This is a genomic window from Actinomycetospora succinea (assembly GCF_004363095.1).
In the GTDB taxonomy this organism is placed as follows: Bacteria; Actinomycetota; Actinomycetes; order Mycobacteriales; family Pseudonocardiaceae; genus Actinomycetospora; species Actinomycetospora succinea.
This window is the reverse complement of the sequence record NZ_SNYO01000008.1, coordinates 38864-53383: the sequence shown is the minus strand read 5'-3', so window position 1 is coordinate 53383 and position 14520 is coordinate 38864. Positions and strand designations below refer to the sequence as shown.

Below are 14520 nucleotides of genomic sequence, written 5' to 3'. Positions count from 1 at the left end.
CGATCACGGCCGCACCGACGACACCCAGGGCTCTCCCGAGCGATCGTTCTGGCGAGCTCCTCAGCCCGCCGACGGCGCCTCGGGCAGATCCGGGCGCGTGACGCCCTCGCCCAGCGCCGCCGCGTAGAGATCGCCGTCCGCCTCGATGCGGGCGAGCACGTCGGCGGGGGAGAAGGTCAGCTCCCGGACCTCCGTCGCCGCCTCCACCTCGTCCCAGGTCAGCGGCGTCGACACCGTGGGGGCGCCGTTGGCCGCCCGCGCGCGCAGGGAGTACGGCGCGACGGTGGTCTTCGCGGTGTTGTTCTGGCTCCAGTCCACGAAGATCTTCCCGTGGCGGCGCTCCTTGGCCATGATCGCGGTGACGGAGCGCGGGGTCTCGCGGGCCAGGAGCTCCGCCACGCCCTTCGCGTACGCCGACGTGCGACCCGGGTCGTCGACACGGACCGCGGCGCTGACCTGCATGCCCTTGCTGCCGCTCGTCTTCGGGCACGGCTCGAGGCCGTCGGCGACGAGCACGTCGCGCACGCGCTGGGCGATCCGCGCGCAGTCGACCACCGTGGTGCCCTCGCCCGGGTCGAGGTCGAACACCAGCTCGTCGGGCGGCTGCGGGACGTCGTCGTCGTCGACCCGCCACTGGGGCACGTGCAGCTCGAGCACCGCGAGGTTGGCGAGGTAGACCAAGGTGGCGAGCTCCTCGACGACCACGAAGTTCGCCGTCGCCGAGCCGCGGCTGCTGCCCGGGGTCGGCACCGTGACGCTGCGCAGCCACTCCGGGGCCTTGGCGCCCGCGTTCTTCTCGTAGAACGAGGGCGCCGAGATGCCGTCGGGGAAGCGGCGCAGCGTGAGGGGCCGGCCCGCGAGGTGAGGGAGCAGGGTGTCGGCGACGCGGGCGTAGTAGTCGACCACCGAGGCCTTGGGGACGTCGGGGTAGAGCTCCTTGTCGAGGTTCGACAGCCGCAGGCCGCGCCCGCCGACCTGCACCCGCGGCGACTGTGCGGCCTTGTCCCGCGCCGGGGCCGCCGTGTCCGCCTTGCGGCGCTGGACGAGCCAGTCCTTCTCCTCCTGGTCGTCGCGGTCGGGCTTGAAGAACACGAACCGGCCCGAGACGTGCTCGCCGTGCAGGGTCACCGCGACCTCGCTGTCCGACCACTTCTCGGTCTCGTAGCGACCCGAGTCCCAGATCGTCATCGAGCCGCCGCCGTACTCGCCGGCGGGGATCTCGCCGTGGAAGTCGAGGTACTCCAGCGGGTGGTCCTCGGTGTGGACCGCGAGGCGCGGCGCGCCCGGCCTGTCCGGCAGGCCCCGCGGCACCGCCCAGCACACCAGCACGCCGTCGCGCTCGAAGCGCACGTCGTAGTGCAGGCGCCGCGCGTGGTGCTCCTGGACGACGAAGCGGTCGCCGGTCGGGGCCGCGGGGTCGACCTCGGCGAACGGCTCCGGTGTGCGCGCCGGGTCCCGCTTGGCGTTGTACTCGGAGAGGTCGGGCACGGGAGATATCTACCCGACCCGGCGTCCTGCCGGCACCTCGCTCGCGAAACCGAAGAACGCGAGCATGGCCCCGGAGGCGTCCGGACCGGCCGGGTCGGCGTAGGACGCGCCGGCGGGTCCACCCGACCACGCGTGACCCAGTCCGTGCACGGTCCACGACTCCGCCAGCACCCGGCCGCCGGCCTCGGTGAAGCGCTCGCGCCTCCAGCCGTGCCCGCCGGGGTCGCGCCCGGTGGTCCGGTCGAGCCGGCCGGGCTCGGCGCCGGCCAGCGCCGAGCGCAGCACCGCCTCGCCGTTGCCCGGCGCGACGGTCGGGTCCGCGTCGCCGTGCACGACCACGAGCGGCACCGGGCCGGCGTCGGCCACCGCCGCGGGCGGGGAGGACATCGCCGCGAACGCCGACCCGACGTCGTGGGCGGCGCGGTGGGGGAGACCGGAGTGGACGCCGGCCCCGCAGTAGAGGTCGGGGTACGTCGCGCCCATGACCGCGGCCATCGCCGCGCCCGCCGAGAACCCGGCGACGGCGATCCGCGCCGGGTCGGTGCGCAGCTCGGAGGCCACCGCGCGGGTGGCGGCCGCGATGAGCGCGGGCTCGCCGGCGTCCCGGGCCTGGTCGCCGGGCCGGAACCAGTTCCAGTAGCCCATCGCGTTGGCCGATCGCGACTGCTCGGGGTAGACGACGGCGACGCCAGCGCGCTCGGCGGCCTCGTCCATGCCCGTGCAGGCGGCGAACCCGTCGGCGTCCTGGGTGCCGCCGTGCAGCATCACCACCAGCGGCGCGCCCGGCCCGAGGCCGGTGGGGACGAAGAGGCGGTAGGCGCGCCGGTCACCCCCGGCGGACGCGGACCCGCGGGTCACGGTGCCGCCGGCCCGGGACCCGCCCGCCGTCGTGGAGGTCGTCCCGGCCGTCCCGCCCGGCATGCCGGGCAGGCCGCCGCCCAGGCGCTCCTGGATCGTCGCGGTGGCGTCGAGGAGGTGACCCTCGCGCACGAGCCGGGTGGTCTCGGTCATCCTGCGGAACACGGCGTCCTCCTGCTGACCCCGCGGGGGAGTCGTCAGACGATGCGGGCACCCAGCGCCGCCTTCACGGCGCGGCTGGCCCGGAAGGCCCCGAGCACCTCGACCGAGGCGATCGTGGCCGTGGCCAGCTCGGCCGGGACGTCCTCGGCGACGGTGGCGAGACCGAGGACGCGGATGTGGACCTGCTCCCCGGCGTCGCGCAGCGCCTCGAGGTCGCGCCGGGAGAAGTGCTGGGTGCCGAGCACGAGCGTGCGGCGCGCGACGGTCTGCTCGATCGCGCGCTCGCTGGTGGCGAGCTGGTTGCGGACGGCGGTGCGGATGAAGTCCGTGCGAGTGGTGAAGAACCCCTCCTGCACGAGCAGGTCGATGCGCCCGAGGTCGACGGGACCGATGTTGATCGTGATCTTCTCGGTCCCCGGCTCACCGGCCATCTCTCACCCTCCCTCCGCCATCCACCTGGATGGTGCACGGAAGGCTACCGCTCCGCAAGGGCGTCGTAGCGGTGCAGCACCAGCGACGAGTCCGGCAGGCGCCGGGCCTCGAGCAGACGCAGGGGCACCCGTGTGGGGTCGGCGAGCAGCGGCACCCCGGCCCCGAGCAGCGCCGGACCCACGAGGACGTGCAGCTCGTCGACGAGGCCCGCGACGAGCAGCGGGTTCCAGGTGGTGAAGCTGCCGAACGCGAGGATCTCGCCGCCGTCCCCGGCCTTGAGCTCCTTCACGACGTCGGCGGCCGCCGAGCGCGGCACGACCCGGGTGATGTCGGCCCACGCCGTCCCGGGCTCGATGACGAGCGAGTCGGAGACCACGACCTTCTCCAGGCTGTTGTGCACCCGGGAGATGTCGCGCTCGGTCTCGTCGTGCGACGGGTCGTCGGCGACGCCCGGCCAGTACGAGCGGAAGTCCTCGAAGGTGGTCCGGCCGGCCAGGAGGGTGCCGGCGGCGCGGATGCGCTCGCCGGCGTAGTCGTTGAACCCCTCGTCGAAGGGCATGACCATGACGTCGCCGCCGGGTCCGGCGACGAAGCCGTCCAGCGTGGCGATGACGGTGACGACGAGCTTGCGCATCGGGGTGCTCCTTCGTGGGCGTCGGTCGCTGTCGTCCCCGGGACGGAGCCGGTCGGGGATTCTCGACAACGCCGCGACGGAATCCTCGGTAGCGTGCCGGACGTGACCGTGAGCCTTCCCGACGACGGGCTCGTGGTGGTGGTCAAGCAGGACTGCCCGACGTGCCGGCTGGTGGCGCCGGTCCTCGACGTCCTCGACGCCGCCGTCTACAGCCAGGACGACCCGGCGTTCCCGCCCGGGATCGACGTCCGCGACGACACCGACCTGGACGTCAGCGTCGCGCTGGGCATCGACGTCGTGCCCACCCTGCTGCGCCGCGAGTCCGGCCGGGAGACCGTGCGCACCGAGGGGTGGGACCGCGAGCGGTGGCGCGAGCTCGCCGGGGTCGCCGACCTCGGCGCGGAGCTGCCCGAGTGGAAGCCGGGCTGCGGGTCGCGCACCCACGACCCCGCCGTCGCCGACGAGATGCTCGTGCGCGCCCGGGGCCACGAGCTCACCGCCCGGCGCGTCGAGCTGGCGGGGCTCGAGGACGAGGCCGAGGCCCTCCACGACCGCGGCTGGACCGACGGGCTCCCCGTGGTCGCGCCGACCCCACCGCGCGTGCTGCGGATGCTGGCGGGCACCACGCGGGCGCCCGACGAGGTCGTCGCGGTCGTCCCGCCGAACCTCGTGCCCGCGACCGTCGAGAAGGTCGCGATCAACGCCGTCCTCGCCGGCTGCCGCCCCGAGTACCTGCCGGTCGTGCTCGCCGCCGTCGAGGCCGCCTGCGACACCGACTTCAACGCCCACGGCCTGCTCGCCACCACGTGGGGCGCGGCGCCCGCGGTCCTCGTGCACGGGCCGATCGCGCGCCGGATCGGCGTCAACACCGGCGGCAACGTCCTCGGGCAGGGCACGCGGGCGAACTCGACGATCGGGCGCGCGCTGCAGCTCGTGATCCGCAACGTCGGCGGCGGGCGGCCCGGCGAGGTCGACCGGGCGACGCTCGGCCAGCCCGGCAAGGTCGGGCTCTGCTTCGCCGAGGACGAGGACGGGTCGGCGTGGGAGCCGCTGTCAGTGTCCCGCGGGGTGCCGGCCGGGGTGTCGGCGGTGACCGTGTTCGCCGCCGAGGGGGCCCGCGGGATCGTCGACCAGCTCTCGCGCACCCCGGAGTCGCTGGCCCGCACGCTGGCCGGCGCGCTGCGCGGCGTCGCGCACCCGAAGCTCGCCGGCGGCTTCGACGCGACGCTGGTGCTCTCACCCGAGCACCTCGCCGTGTTCGTCGACGCCGGGTGGGACCGGGCGCGGTTCACCGCGGCGCTCGACGACCTGCTGCTGCTCGCCCCCGAGGAGCTCGCCCGCGGCGCCGACGGCATCGCCGAGGGCATGCCCGCCACCCGTCCGCGCCCGAAGTTCCGGCCGGGCGGGCTCCTGGTCGCCGTGGCCGGCGGGGGAGCGGGGAAGTTCTCCGCGGTGCTCGGCGGCTGGGTCGGCGGTCCCGGCGGCAGCACGCCCGTCACCCGCGTCATCGAGGAGGCCTGATGGTGTTCGTGCTGGATCCCACCGACGAGTCCCGGCCCGCGTCACGCACGGTCGGCGCCCGCCCCGACGGCCTCGCCGGGCGCACCGTCGGGCTGCTCGACATCTCCAAGCCGCGCGGCGAGGTCTTCCTCGACCGGCTCGAGGCGCTGCTCGGCGAGCAGGGCGCGACGGTGCGCCGCTACGCCAAGCCGACGTTCACGAAGCCGATGCCCGCCGACCTGCGCGCGGAGATCGCCGCCGAGTGCGAGGTGGTGATCGAGGCCCTCGCCGATTGAGGCTCGTGCACGTCGTGCAGTGTGCACGACCTCGCCGCCCTCGAGGCCGACGGCGTCACCGCCACCTTCGTCGCGTCGACGGAGTTCGTGACCGCCACCGACGTCCAGGCCCGCGCGCTGGGCTTCGCGTCCGTCCCCGCCGTCTACGTCGCGCACCCGATCCAGGACCGCACCGACGAGGAGATGGCCGCCCTCGCCGACGAGGCGCTGGCGCGGGTGCTGGAGGCGGTCACCTCCGGCACGTGAACCCCCGGTGCCGCGGCCCGGGGTGGGCGTGGTTGGTTGGTCGGATGGCACCGGCGGGGTGGCAGGGCATCGGTGGGCGCGTCCGCCGGCTCACGCCCGCCCGGATGGGGCCGGGGTGGCGGCGCCTGCGCGAGACCCGGCGGGTCTACCGCGCGCGCCACGGTGACCACCTCGCCGGCGCGGTCACGTTCTTCACCGTCCTCGCCCTGGTGCCGCTGCTGATGCTCGCGGTCTCGGTGGTCGGGTTCGTGCTGTCGTCCAGCGAGAGCGTGTTCGCCGAGGTGGAGCGCCTGCTCGCCGCGGCGCTGCCCCAGCCGGTGAGCACCGAGGTCGTCCACGTCGTCCACGTCGTGGTGGCGGAGCGGGGGACCCTCGGGGTGCTCGCGGTGGCGGCCGCGGCGGTCTCCGGGTGGAGCTGGATCAGCCACCTGCGCGACGCCGTGACCGCGCTGCTGGGGCGGCCGTGCCCGGAGCGCCGGCTGCGCTCCGCGGTCTCCGACGTCGCCGCGCTGATCGGTGTCGGCCTCGCGCTGGCCGTCTCGTTCGCGCTCGCGACGCTGACCGGCGTCCTCGGACGGTGGCTGCTCGGCCTGCTGGGCCTGACCAGCACGGGCGGTGCCCGGGCGGTGCTGGCGGTCGGGTCCATCGTCGTCGGGCTCGCCGCCAACTGGCTGGTCGTCGCGTGGTGCCTGGCCCACCTGCCGCGCCCGACGCGTCCCCTGCGCCCGCTGCTGCCGGCGGCGGCGGTGGCCGCGGTGGGTCTCGTCGTCCTGCAGCAGATCGGCGGCCTGTACTTCCGCCTCATCGGCACCTCGCCCGCGGTGACGGCCCTGGGCGCGCTGGTCGGCTTCCTGCTGATCGTCTATCTCGTCGTCCGCTGGCTGTTCCTCGTCACGGTCTGGGCCGAGACCCGCGCCCCGGAGGCCGTGTCCGACCGCGGCGAGGCCGCGCGTGGCGGGCTCGAGCTGGTGGCCGACCTCGTCGGCTGACCGTCACGACACGCCGGACCGACACGCCGGGTGGCACAGCGTGCACGGTCCGTCGAGCGTCCGCACGGGTGGCGCACAGAACAGATGAGATCCGGTGCTCTCGACCTCACGGCGGGCATACGCTCGGCTGTGATCCGGGAGGAGGCACCCAGATGACGGTCGGCGCCGACGCCGAGACCGCGCACCGCGAGGCGGTGGACGCGGTGCGGGAGGGGCTCGCAGCGCTGCCGCCGGACGCCCCGGTCCGGCTGCGCAAGAAGACCTCCAACCTGTTCCGCTTCCGCGGCGGCGCGGGCGGGCTCACCGTCGACGGGCTCGATCGGGTGCTGTCCGTCGACCCGGTGGAGCGCACCGCCGACGTCGCGGGGATGACGACCTACGAGGACCTCGTCGCGGCGACCCTGCCGCACGGGCTCATGCCGCTCGTCGTCCCGCAGCTCAAGACGATCACGCTCGGGGGAGCGGTGGTCGGGCTCGGCATCGAGTCGTCGTCGTTCCGCGACGGGCTGCCGCACGAGTCGGTGCTCGAGGCGGACGTGCTCACCGGTACCGGCGACATCCTCTCGACCAGCGACCACCCCGATCTCCTCTCCGGGCTCCCGAACTCCTACGGGACGCTGGGGTACGCGCTGCGACTGAAGATCGAGCTCGCGCCGGTCCGCCCGTTCGTGCGCCTGCGCCACGTCCGCTTCGACACGGCCGAGGAGATCACGCAGGCCCTGGCCGAGGTGGCGAAGACCCGCGAGTGGGCCGGCGAGCGCGTCGACTTCTGCGACGGCGTCGTGTTCTCCGCCCGCGAGCACTACATGACCGTCGGCGAGATGGTCGACACCGCGCCGTACCTCTCGGACTACACCGGCCAGCAGATCTACTACCGGTCGATCCAGGACCGCGACACCGACTTCGTGACCATCCACGACTACCTGTGGCGCTGGGACACCGACTGGTTCTGGTGCTCGCGCGCCCTCGGCGTGCAGCACCCCGTGGTCCGGCGGCTCTGGCCCGCGCGCTACCGGCGCTCGGACGTCTACCGCCGCATCGTCGCGCTCGACCGGCGCACCGGCCTGTCCCAGGCCCTGGCCCGGCGCAGCGGGGTGGCCGGCGTCGAGCCGATCATCCAGGACGTCGAGGTCCCCGTGGACCGGCTGCCCGAGTTCCTCGCGTTCTTCCACGACGAGATCGGGATCAGCCCCGTGTGGCTGTGCCCGCTGCGACAGCGCGACCGGCGCAGCTGGCCGCTCTACCCCCTGGACCCCGACACGACCTACGTCAACGTCGGGTTCTGGTCGGACGCCCCGCTCGCCCCGGGCCAGGCGGAGGACCACCACAACCGGCGCATCGAGCAGGTCCTCATGGGCCTCGACGGGCACAAGTCGCTGTACTCGACGTCCAGCTACACGCCCGACGAGTTCGACGCGCTGTACGGGGGGACGACCTACCGGGAGCTCAAGGCTCGCTACGACCCGGACGGCCGTCTCCCCGACCTCTACACCAAGACCGTGACGGGCTGAGGAGGATCGTCGTGCAGGTCGCCGAGATGTTCCGACCGGTGCTGGGGGAGCAGGCCCCCGTCGCCATCCGCGCCTACGACGGGAGCAGTTCGACGCCGTCGGACGCGCCCCCCGTCGCCACCGTCGACGTGCGCAGCGAGACCGCACTCGCCTACCTCGCGAGCTCGCCCAACTCCCTGGGCCTCGCGCGGGCGTACGTGTCCGGCCACCTCGACGTGGACGGCGACATCTACGAGGCGCTGACCGCGATGGGCGAGCTGACCGTCTCCGACGTGACGCCGGCGACGCTCGTGCGGATGGCCGCGCGCCTGGCGCCGCTGCGCTTCAAGCACCGGGTCGCCCCGCCGCCCGAGGAGCACCGCCAGCACGGTCGGCGGCACTCCAAGGACCGCGACTCCGACGCGATCGAGCACCACTACGACGTGTCGAACCGCTTCTACGAGATGGTCCTCGGGCCCTCGATGGCCTACACGTGCGCGGTGTACCCCTCGGAGACCGCGACGCTCGAGGAGGCCCAGTTCACCAAGCACGCGCTGGTGGCCGAGAAGCTGCACCTCGAGCCGGGGATGCGGCTGCTCGACGTCGGCTGCGGCTGGGGCCAGATGGCGATGCACGCCGCCGAGCACCACGGGGTGCGCGCGCTCGGCGTGACGCTCTCGCGTGACCAGGCCAACTGGGCGCAGAAGGAGGTCGCGCGCCGCGGGCTGGGCGACCTCGTGGAGATCCGTCACGGCGACTACCGCGACGTCACCGAGGGCGAGTTCGACGCGGTCAGCTCGATCGGGCTCACCGAGCACATCGGGCGGCGCAACATCCCGGGCTACTTCCGCTTCCTCTACGGCAAGCTGCGCACCGGCGGGCGCCTGCTCAACCACTGCATCACCCGGCCCGACGCCCACCACCGGGCCCACGCCGACCCGTTCATCGACCGCTACGTCTTCCCGGACGGCGAGCTGCTGCCGATCGGCTGGCTGGTCTCCCGGATGAACGCCGCCGGCTTCGAGATCCGGCACGAGGAGAACCTGCGCGAGCACTACGCGAAGACGCTCGCGGGGTGGTCGGCCAACCTCGAGGCGAACTGGGACGAGTGCGTCGCCGAGGCCGGCGAGGGCCGGGCCCGCGTGTGGCGGCTCTACATGCCGGCGTGCCAGGTGGGCTTCGACCTCAACAACATCCAGCTCCACCAGGTGCTGGGGGTCAAGCTCGGCCCCGACGCCCGGTCCGGGTTCCCGCTCCGGCCCGTGTACTGAGCAGACCGCGGGGCGGGGTGTCGTCCGGGCCTCGGTCGTCGTCGGCGCCGGTCATGACGCCCCGGAGCTTCGCGACGGCGCGGTGCTGGGCGACCCGCACCGCGCCGGGCGTCGAGCCGACCGCGAGCGCGGTCTCCTCGGCGGAGAGCCCCACGACGACGCGGAGGACGAGGATCTCGCGCTGCTTGGCGGGCAGCTGGGCCAGCAGCTCGCGCATCTCCGCGCTGGCGGACATCTCGAGCGCCGCCTGCTCGGGGCCGACGGCGTCGGTGAACCCCTCGGGCACGTCGTCGGTGGGCTCGGAGCGGTCGCGGCCGGCGTGGCGGTGGGCGTCGACGACCTTGTGGGCGGCGATGCCGTACACGAAGGCGAGGAAGGGCTTGCCCTGGTCGGTGTAGGTCGGCAGCGACTTCAGCACCGCCAGGCACACCTCCTGGGCGACGTCGTCGGCGGCGACGCCACCGCGCTCGGCGCCGAGCCGGGAGCGGCAGTACCGCACGACCAGGGGCCGCAGGATCATGAGCAGCTGGTTCAGCGCCCGCCGGTCGCCCTCCACGACGGCGGCGACCAGGCGATCGATCTCGTCGGATTCCTCGGTCACCGGCGCCCCCACCGATGTCCTGCTCCACTCACGGTTCCCCCCGAGCGCGCCCGGGCCGGCGCCCGGACATTCACTGATCGTGAACGGGCCGTCACAGAGCGAGCATGAAAGTCGCGCTGTGCGACCCGGTCGTGACCTCACCGTGCTCGATCGGGTGCGCGGAGGGAAGGAGGCGCGCGGTCGGCGGTGCGACCGTCCGCCGGACGGTCGATCGATCGTGTGCCATTCAACGTCTTCACCCGATCGGATCGCCTCACCGGTCGGCGGGCGACGGCGAGCGGATCTCGATCAGCGGAGCAGCACGGCCCTCACGACGGACGAGCACATCGCGTCCCCGATCCACTCCTCGTACTGCTCCCCGGTCCACCCCCGGGTCGCCGTGAGCAGGTGCCAGACCTCGACGCTGTTGAGCGTCCACAGCCGGTCGCGGGCGGCGTCGGCGTCCAGCGCGGGGGAGAGGGCCCCGAGCTCCACCAGGCGCCCCACGACCATGCCGGTGCCGACGAGACGCTCCCGGTCGGTGGTCGCGCGCAGCTCCACGAGGTCCGGGTCGCCCGCGAGCGCGCCGGCGGCGATCTGCATCGCGAGCGGGCCGAGGCGGTCGAGCAGCGAGCGGCCCAGCCGGGCGTAGCCGTGCAGGAAGGCGACCGGGTCGGGGTCGGCGTACAGGGCGCGCACCTCGGGGCGGTCCACCAGCGGCACCGCGTCGCCGTCGCCGGCCATGAGGACGTCGTAGCCCTCCTTGAGGAGCGCGGACTTGGTCCCGAACCCGTTGTAGACCGTCTGCGCGGACACGCCCGCGGCCTTCGCCACGGAGGCCACGGTGGTCGTCGCGTACCCCTGCGCCACGAACTGCTCGACGGCCGTCGTGGCGATGTGCCGGCGGGTCAGGGCGGCCTGGCGCTCGCGCCCGGAGGCGTCGTACCGGCGTCGCTCGGACATTTCGTTTGACTCCTGCTCAATTAGAGTTAGTCTCACTCTACCGAATAACTCGACGCAGGGGAGACCCGCATGAGCACCATGACCACCACGGCCTCGCGCAGTGTCCGCCGGACCCCGCCGTGGCGCCGCGCCCACCTCGTCGGGCTCACCGCCCTGACGGCGTACTCGACAGGCGTGGGCTGGCAGGCGCAGATGGTGTCGTATCCGCTGTTCCGCGCCGTGCCGGCCGAGGACTTCCTCGCGTACCACGCGCAGTACAACCAGGCGATCCCGCTCGTCGTGATCGTGCCCGGGTTCCTGACGTTCCTCGCGTGCGCCGCGTTTCCCTGGACCCGGCCGGCGGAGGTCCCACGCCGGCTCGCGGCCGTCGTCGCCGCCGGCGGACTGGCGTCGCTCGCGTCGACGGTCGCGTGGGCGATCCCGAGGCACGACCGCCTGGACCGCATCGGTCAGGACGCGGCGACCATCGACAGCCTGCTCGACGCGAACCTGGTGCGGTCGCTGGCCCTCACCGTGTGCACCGTAGGCCTGCTGGTGGCGACCACCCGCATGACCCGCTCGATCCGATAATCGACATTATGTCATTTTGACAGGAGAGGGCCCTCCCCGCGGTGACCAGGCACTCTGCCTGCGGTTCCGACCGAAGGGCACCTTCGGTCGGCTAGATCGGCGGCGGGCGCCCGCCGCCGGAACGCCGCGGTGCGCGAGGGGCACGTTGCGCATGATCATCCGGGCCCGGGCCTGCGCGACGCGCCCTTCGAACGCCTGTGCGAACGGCTAGCGTCCTCCCCCGTGTCCCCTTCCCGCGCCCGGTGGACGGTCCTGGCGGCGTTCACGCTGCTCGTCGCGGCCACCCAGCTGCTGTGGCTCGGGTTCGCACCGGTCACCTCCGAGGTCGCGCGGTCCCTCGGGGTCTCCGACGGCGCGGTCGGCAACCTCGCCGCCGTCAACCCGCTGGTCTACGTGCTCCTCGCGATCCCCGCCGGGCGGTTCGCCGACCGCCGCTTCGGCGCGGCCCTGGGGCTCGGCGCCGTGCTCACCGCCGGCGGCGCGCTCGTCCGGCTCGTCGACCCCGGCGCCTACGGCTGGGTGCTCGCCGGACAGGTCGTGATGTCGGCGGGCCAGCCGCTCGTGCTCAACGCGACGACGAAGGTCGCCGCGCGCTGGTTCCCGCCGGCCGAGCGCACGACGGCGATCTCCGTGGGCAGCGCGGGGCAGTTCGTCGGCATCCTCGTCGCGGCGCTGTCCGGCGCGCCGGTGGTCGCCGCCGGCGGGGTCGGCGCGCTGCTCGCGCTCGGCGCCGCCGTCAGCACCGTCGCGGCGATCGCCACCCTGCTCGCCCTCCGGGTGCCGGCGGCGTTCCCCGACGAGGCGCCGGCCGCCCGCACGCTCCCCCGTGACCGCACGTTGTGGCTGCTCGCCGGCCTGCTGTTCGTCGGGGTCGGGGTCTTCAACGCCGTCGCCACCTGGCTCGACGTGCTCCTCGGCGGACTCGGCCTGCCCGACGCCGGCGGGCCGCTGATCGCCCTGATGACCGTCGCCGGCATCGCGGGCGCCGCGATCGTGCCCGGGTTCGCGGCACGCCACGACCGGCGCCGCACGGTCCTGCTCCTGACCCCGCTCACGGTGATCGTGGCCTTCGCCGTCATCGCCGCCGGGCCGGGGCTCGTGGTGACCGCGGTCGTGCTGGCGATCGCGGGGTTCTTCCTGCTCGCCGGGCTCCCGGTGGCCCTGGACTGGTCGGAGACCCGCGCCGGCGAGGGCGACGCCGCCACGACCACGGCGCTCCTGCTCCTCGCCGGCAACCTCGGCGGCGTGGTGCTCGTGCTGCTCGTCGAGCCGCTGATCGCCCTGCCGGTCGCCGGGCTCCTCGCGATCGCCGCCGTGACCCTGCCCGGCGTGGCGTTCGCCGCGTTCCTGCCCGCGCGCGCCGACGTCGCGGCGGGTGACGCCTAGGCTCCCGCGCAGTGGCAGATCAACCCGCGAGGTGGCCCGTCGTCGGTGCACGGTGGGCGCTGCTCGCGCTGCTGACGGCCGCGGCGACCATGGGGTTCGCCGCGCTGGCCGTCCCGTCGGCGGCGCTGTTCGCCGGGCTGGTCGTGGCGACGGTGGTCGCGCTGGCGGGTCTCGGGCCCACCGCGGTCCCGCGCTGGGCCACGGGCTCGGCGCAGGCGGTCATCGGCGTGGTGATCGGCCTGCTCGCCCGCCCCGAGACCCTCGCCGCGGTGGCCACCGAGTGGCTCCCGATCCTGCTGATCAGCGTCGGGACGCTGCTGGTGAGCATGGCGGCGGGGCTGGTCATGGGCGTGCAGCGCGGGGTGTCGCCGCTGACGGGGATGCTCGCGCAGACCGCGGGCGGGGCGTCCGGCCTGGTCGCGATCAGCGCCGAGCTCGGCGGCGACGAGCGGATCGTCTCCGTCGTGCAGTACGTCCGGGTCGGGCTGGTGACCGCGACGATGCCGGTGGTCGCCGTCGTCGGCTACGGCGCCACCCACGTCGACGCGGGTCCGGGTCCCGCCGCCGGCCCGACGGCACCGTGGTGGGTCGGCATCCTCGTGGTGATCGGGTGCGGGGTCGTCGGCACCCCGATCGCCCGGGCCCTGCACGTGCCCGCCGGGGCGCTGCTCGGCCCGATGGTCCTGGCGGCGGCGCTGAGCATGTCCGGGCTGGTGGTCGGGGCGAGCGTGCCGAACCTGCTGGTCGACCTCGCCTACGCCGCGATCGGCTGGCAGGCCGGCCTGAAGTTCACCCGCCGGGCGCTCGTGACGGTGGCCCGGGTCCTCCCGCTGGCGACGGCATTGATCCTGGCGGTGATCGCGATCTGCGCCGGGCTGGGCCTCGTGCTGTCGTGGACCACCGGGATGACCCCGCTCGAGGGCTACCTCGCGACGACCCCCGGCGGCGTGTACGCGGTGCTGGCCACCGCGATCTCCTCGGGCGCCGACGTCACGTCCGTCGTCGCGGTCCAGGTGCTGCGCGTGCTGCTGATGCTGCTCGTCGCTCCCCTGCTCGCCCGGTTCGTGGGACGGCGGACCAGCTAGGGACGGCGCAGGCCGTCGAGCAGGCGTGCGGGCGAGACGGTGACCGGGAACGGCGTGGTCGCGGCGACCACCTCGTCGCCGACGGCACGGGCCGTGGGGACGTACCGCCCGGCGTCGTCGAGCTCGAGCACCTCCAGCTCGCCCGCGCCGTCCGGGTCGAGCAGCCAGTACGACGGCACCCCGAGGCGCTCGTAGTGGGCCTTCTTGGTGTTGCGGTCGTGCAACCGCGTGCTGCGCGAGGCCACCTCCGCGGCCAGCACCGGCGCGACCGGGAGGTTCGCCCGGGTGAGGTCGGCATAGCGGCAGACGATGACGTCGGGCTGGACCTCGTCGACCGTGCTGGTGGTCACCGCGAACGGCGCGGCGAGCACGTGCAGCTCCGGCGGACACGCGGCCCGCAGCAGCGTGTAGAGCGTCAGCGCCATCTCCTGGTGCGGCCACCCGGGTGCCGGGCTCACGAACAGCATCCCGTCGATGAGCTCACGGCGACGCCCGTCGTCGGGCATCGCGTGCAGCTCGGCGACGGTGTACGCCGCGGTGGAGGCCAGCTCGGTCACAGCACTCATGGTG

15 protein-coding genes are annotated in these 14520 nt (G+C 74.3%); 8 read left to right on the top strand and 7 right to left on the bottom strand.

All coding sequences use genetic code 11. The annotated features are described in order from the left end of the window. Window positions 1–60: 60 nt before the first annotated feature. From ligD to EV188_RS23115, 4 genes are read right to left on the bottom strand one after another with little or no spacing between them, the layout of a single operon-like run. Window positions 61–1488, bottom strand: a complete 1428-nt coding sequence (ligD, locus tag EV188_RS23130) for a non-homologous end-joining DNA ligase (RefSeq protein WP_133828680.1) — start codon at window positions 1486–1488, stop codon at window positions 61–63. A 9-nt stretch (window positions 1489–1497) separates the two neighbouring features. Then, a complete protein-coding gene (locus EV188_RS23125) occupies window positions 1498–2511 on the bottom strand; it encodes an extracellular catalytic domain type 1 short-chain-length polyhydroxyalkanoate depolymerase (protein ID WP_208114350.1) in 1014 nt (337 codons plus the stop codon). Window positions 2512–2543: 32 nt separating this feature from the next. Further along, complete coding sequence (locus EV188_RS23120; protein WP_133828679.1) at window positions 2544–2939, bottom strand: CopG family transcriptional regulator; 396 nt, start codon at window positions 2937–2939, stop codon at window positions 2544–2546. Between the two features lie 44 nt (window positions 2940–2983). After that, entirely contained in the window at window positions 2984–3574 is a 591-nt protein-coding gene (locus EV188_RS23115) for a dihydrofolate reductase family protein (RefSeq protein WP_133828678.1), read from the bottom strand. A gap of 102 nt (window positions 3575–3676) precedes the next feature. On the opposite strand from EV188_RS23115, the gene EV188_RS23110 reads away from it, so the two are divergent. The 5 genes from EV188_RS23110 to EV188_RS23085 all read left to right on the top strand — a co-directional run bounded on the left by EV188_RS23110 (window position 3677) and on the right by EV188_RS23085 (window position 9366). Continuing rightward, complete coding sequence (locus EV188_RS23110) at window positions 3677–5095, top strand: thioredoxin family protein (protein ID WP_208114349.1); 1419 nt, start codon at window positions 3677–3679, stop codon at window positions 5093–5095. A gap of 2 nt (window positions 5096–5097) precedes the next feature. Beyond that, window positions 5098–5616, top strand: coding sequence for a UGSC family (seleno)protein (locus tag EV188_RS33040; protein WP_481726164.1), 519 nt, complete (start codon window positions 5098–5100; stop codon window positions 5614–5616). A 44-nt stretch (window positions 5617–5660) separates the two neighbouring features. After that, window positions 5661–6605 carry a YihY/virulence factor BrkB family protein gene (locus tag EV188_RS23095; RefSeq protein ID WP_133828675.1) on the top strand — a complete coding sequence of 315 codons (945 nt, stop codon included), beginning with the start codon at window positions 5661–5663 and terminating at the stop codon, window positions 6603–6605. Between the two features lie 152 nt (window positions 6606–6757). Continuing rightward, window positions 6758–8116, top strand: a complete 1359-nt coding sequence (locus EV188_RS23090; protein WP_133828674.1) for an FAD-binding oxidoreductase — start codon at window positions 6758–6760, stop codon at window positions 8114–8116. Between the two features lie 26 nt (window positions 8117–8142). Continuing rightward, window positions 8143–9366 (top strand): SAM-dependent methyltransferase, encoded by a 1224-nt coding sequence (locus EV188_RS23085; protein WP_133828838.1) that lies wholly within the window; start codon window positions 8143–8145, stop codon window positions 9364–9366. Here EV188_RS23085 and EV188_RS23080 read toward each other — a convergent pair. Together EV188_RS23080 and EV188_RS23075 are read right to left on the bottom strand one after the other, a co-directional pair. Beyond that, entirely contained in the window at window positions 9314–9967 is a 654-nt protein-coding gene (locus tag EV188_RS23080) for a sigma-70 family RNA polymerase sigma factor (protein WP_133828673.1), read from the bottom strand. The genes EV188_RS23085 and EV188_RS23080 overlap by 53 nt on opposite strands. A gap of 288 nt (window positions 9968–10255) precedes the next feature. Beyond that, the gene (locus EV188_RS23075; RefSeq protein WP_133828672.1) at window positions 10256–10909 is read right to left on the bottom strand and encodes a TetR/AcrR family transcriptional regulator; all 654 of its coding nucleotides are present in this window, start codon (window positions 10907–10909) and stop codon (window positions 10256–10258) included. A 69-nt stretch (window positions 10910–10978) separates the two neighbouring features. Between EV188_RS23075 and EV188_RS23070 the strand changes: the two genes are divergently transcribed. The 3 genes from EV188_RS23070 (at window position 10979) to EV188_RS23060 (ending at window position 13950) form a co-directional block, all read left to right on the top strand. Then, the gene (locus EV188_RS23070; protein ID WP_133828671.1) at window positions 10979–11479 is read left to right on the top strand and encodes a hypothetical protein; all 501 of its coding nucleotides are present in this window, start codon (window positions 10979–10981) and stop codon (window positions 11477–11479) included. Between the two features lie 222 nt (window positions 11480–11701). Further along, window positions 11702–12865, top strand: a complete 1164-nt coding sequence (locus EV188_RS23065) for an MFS transporter (protein ID WP_166660030.1) — start codon at window positions 11702–11704, stop codon at window positions 12863–12865. An 11-nt stretch (window positions 12866–12876) separates the two neighbouring features. Beyond that, window positions 12877–13950, top strand: a complete 1074-nt coding sequence (locus tag EV188_RS23060; RefSeq protein ID WP_243741931.1) for an AbrB family transcriptional regulator — start codon at window positions 12877–12879, stop codon at window positions 13948–13950. Here the strand turns inward: EV188_RS23060 and EV188_RS23055 are convergent. After that, window positions 13947–14516, bottom strand: coding sequence for a Uma2 family endonuclease (locus tag EV188_RS23055; RefSeq protein ID WP_133828669.1), 570 nt, complete (start codon window positions 14514–14516; stop codon window positions 13947–13949). The genes EV188_RS23060 and EV188_RS23055 overlap by 4 nt on opposite strands. Window positions 14517–14520: the final 4 nt, after the last annotated feature.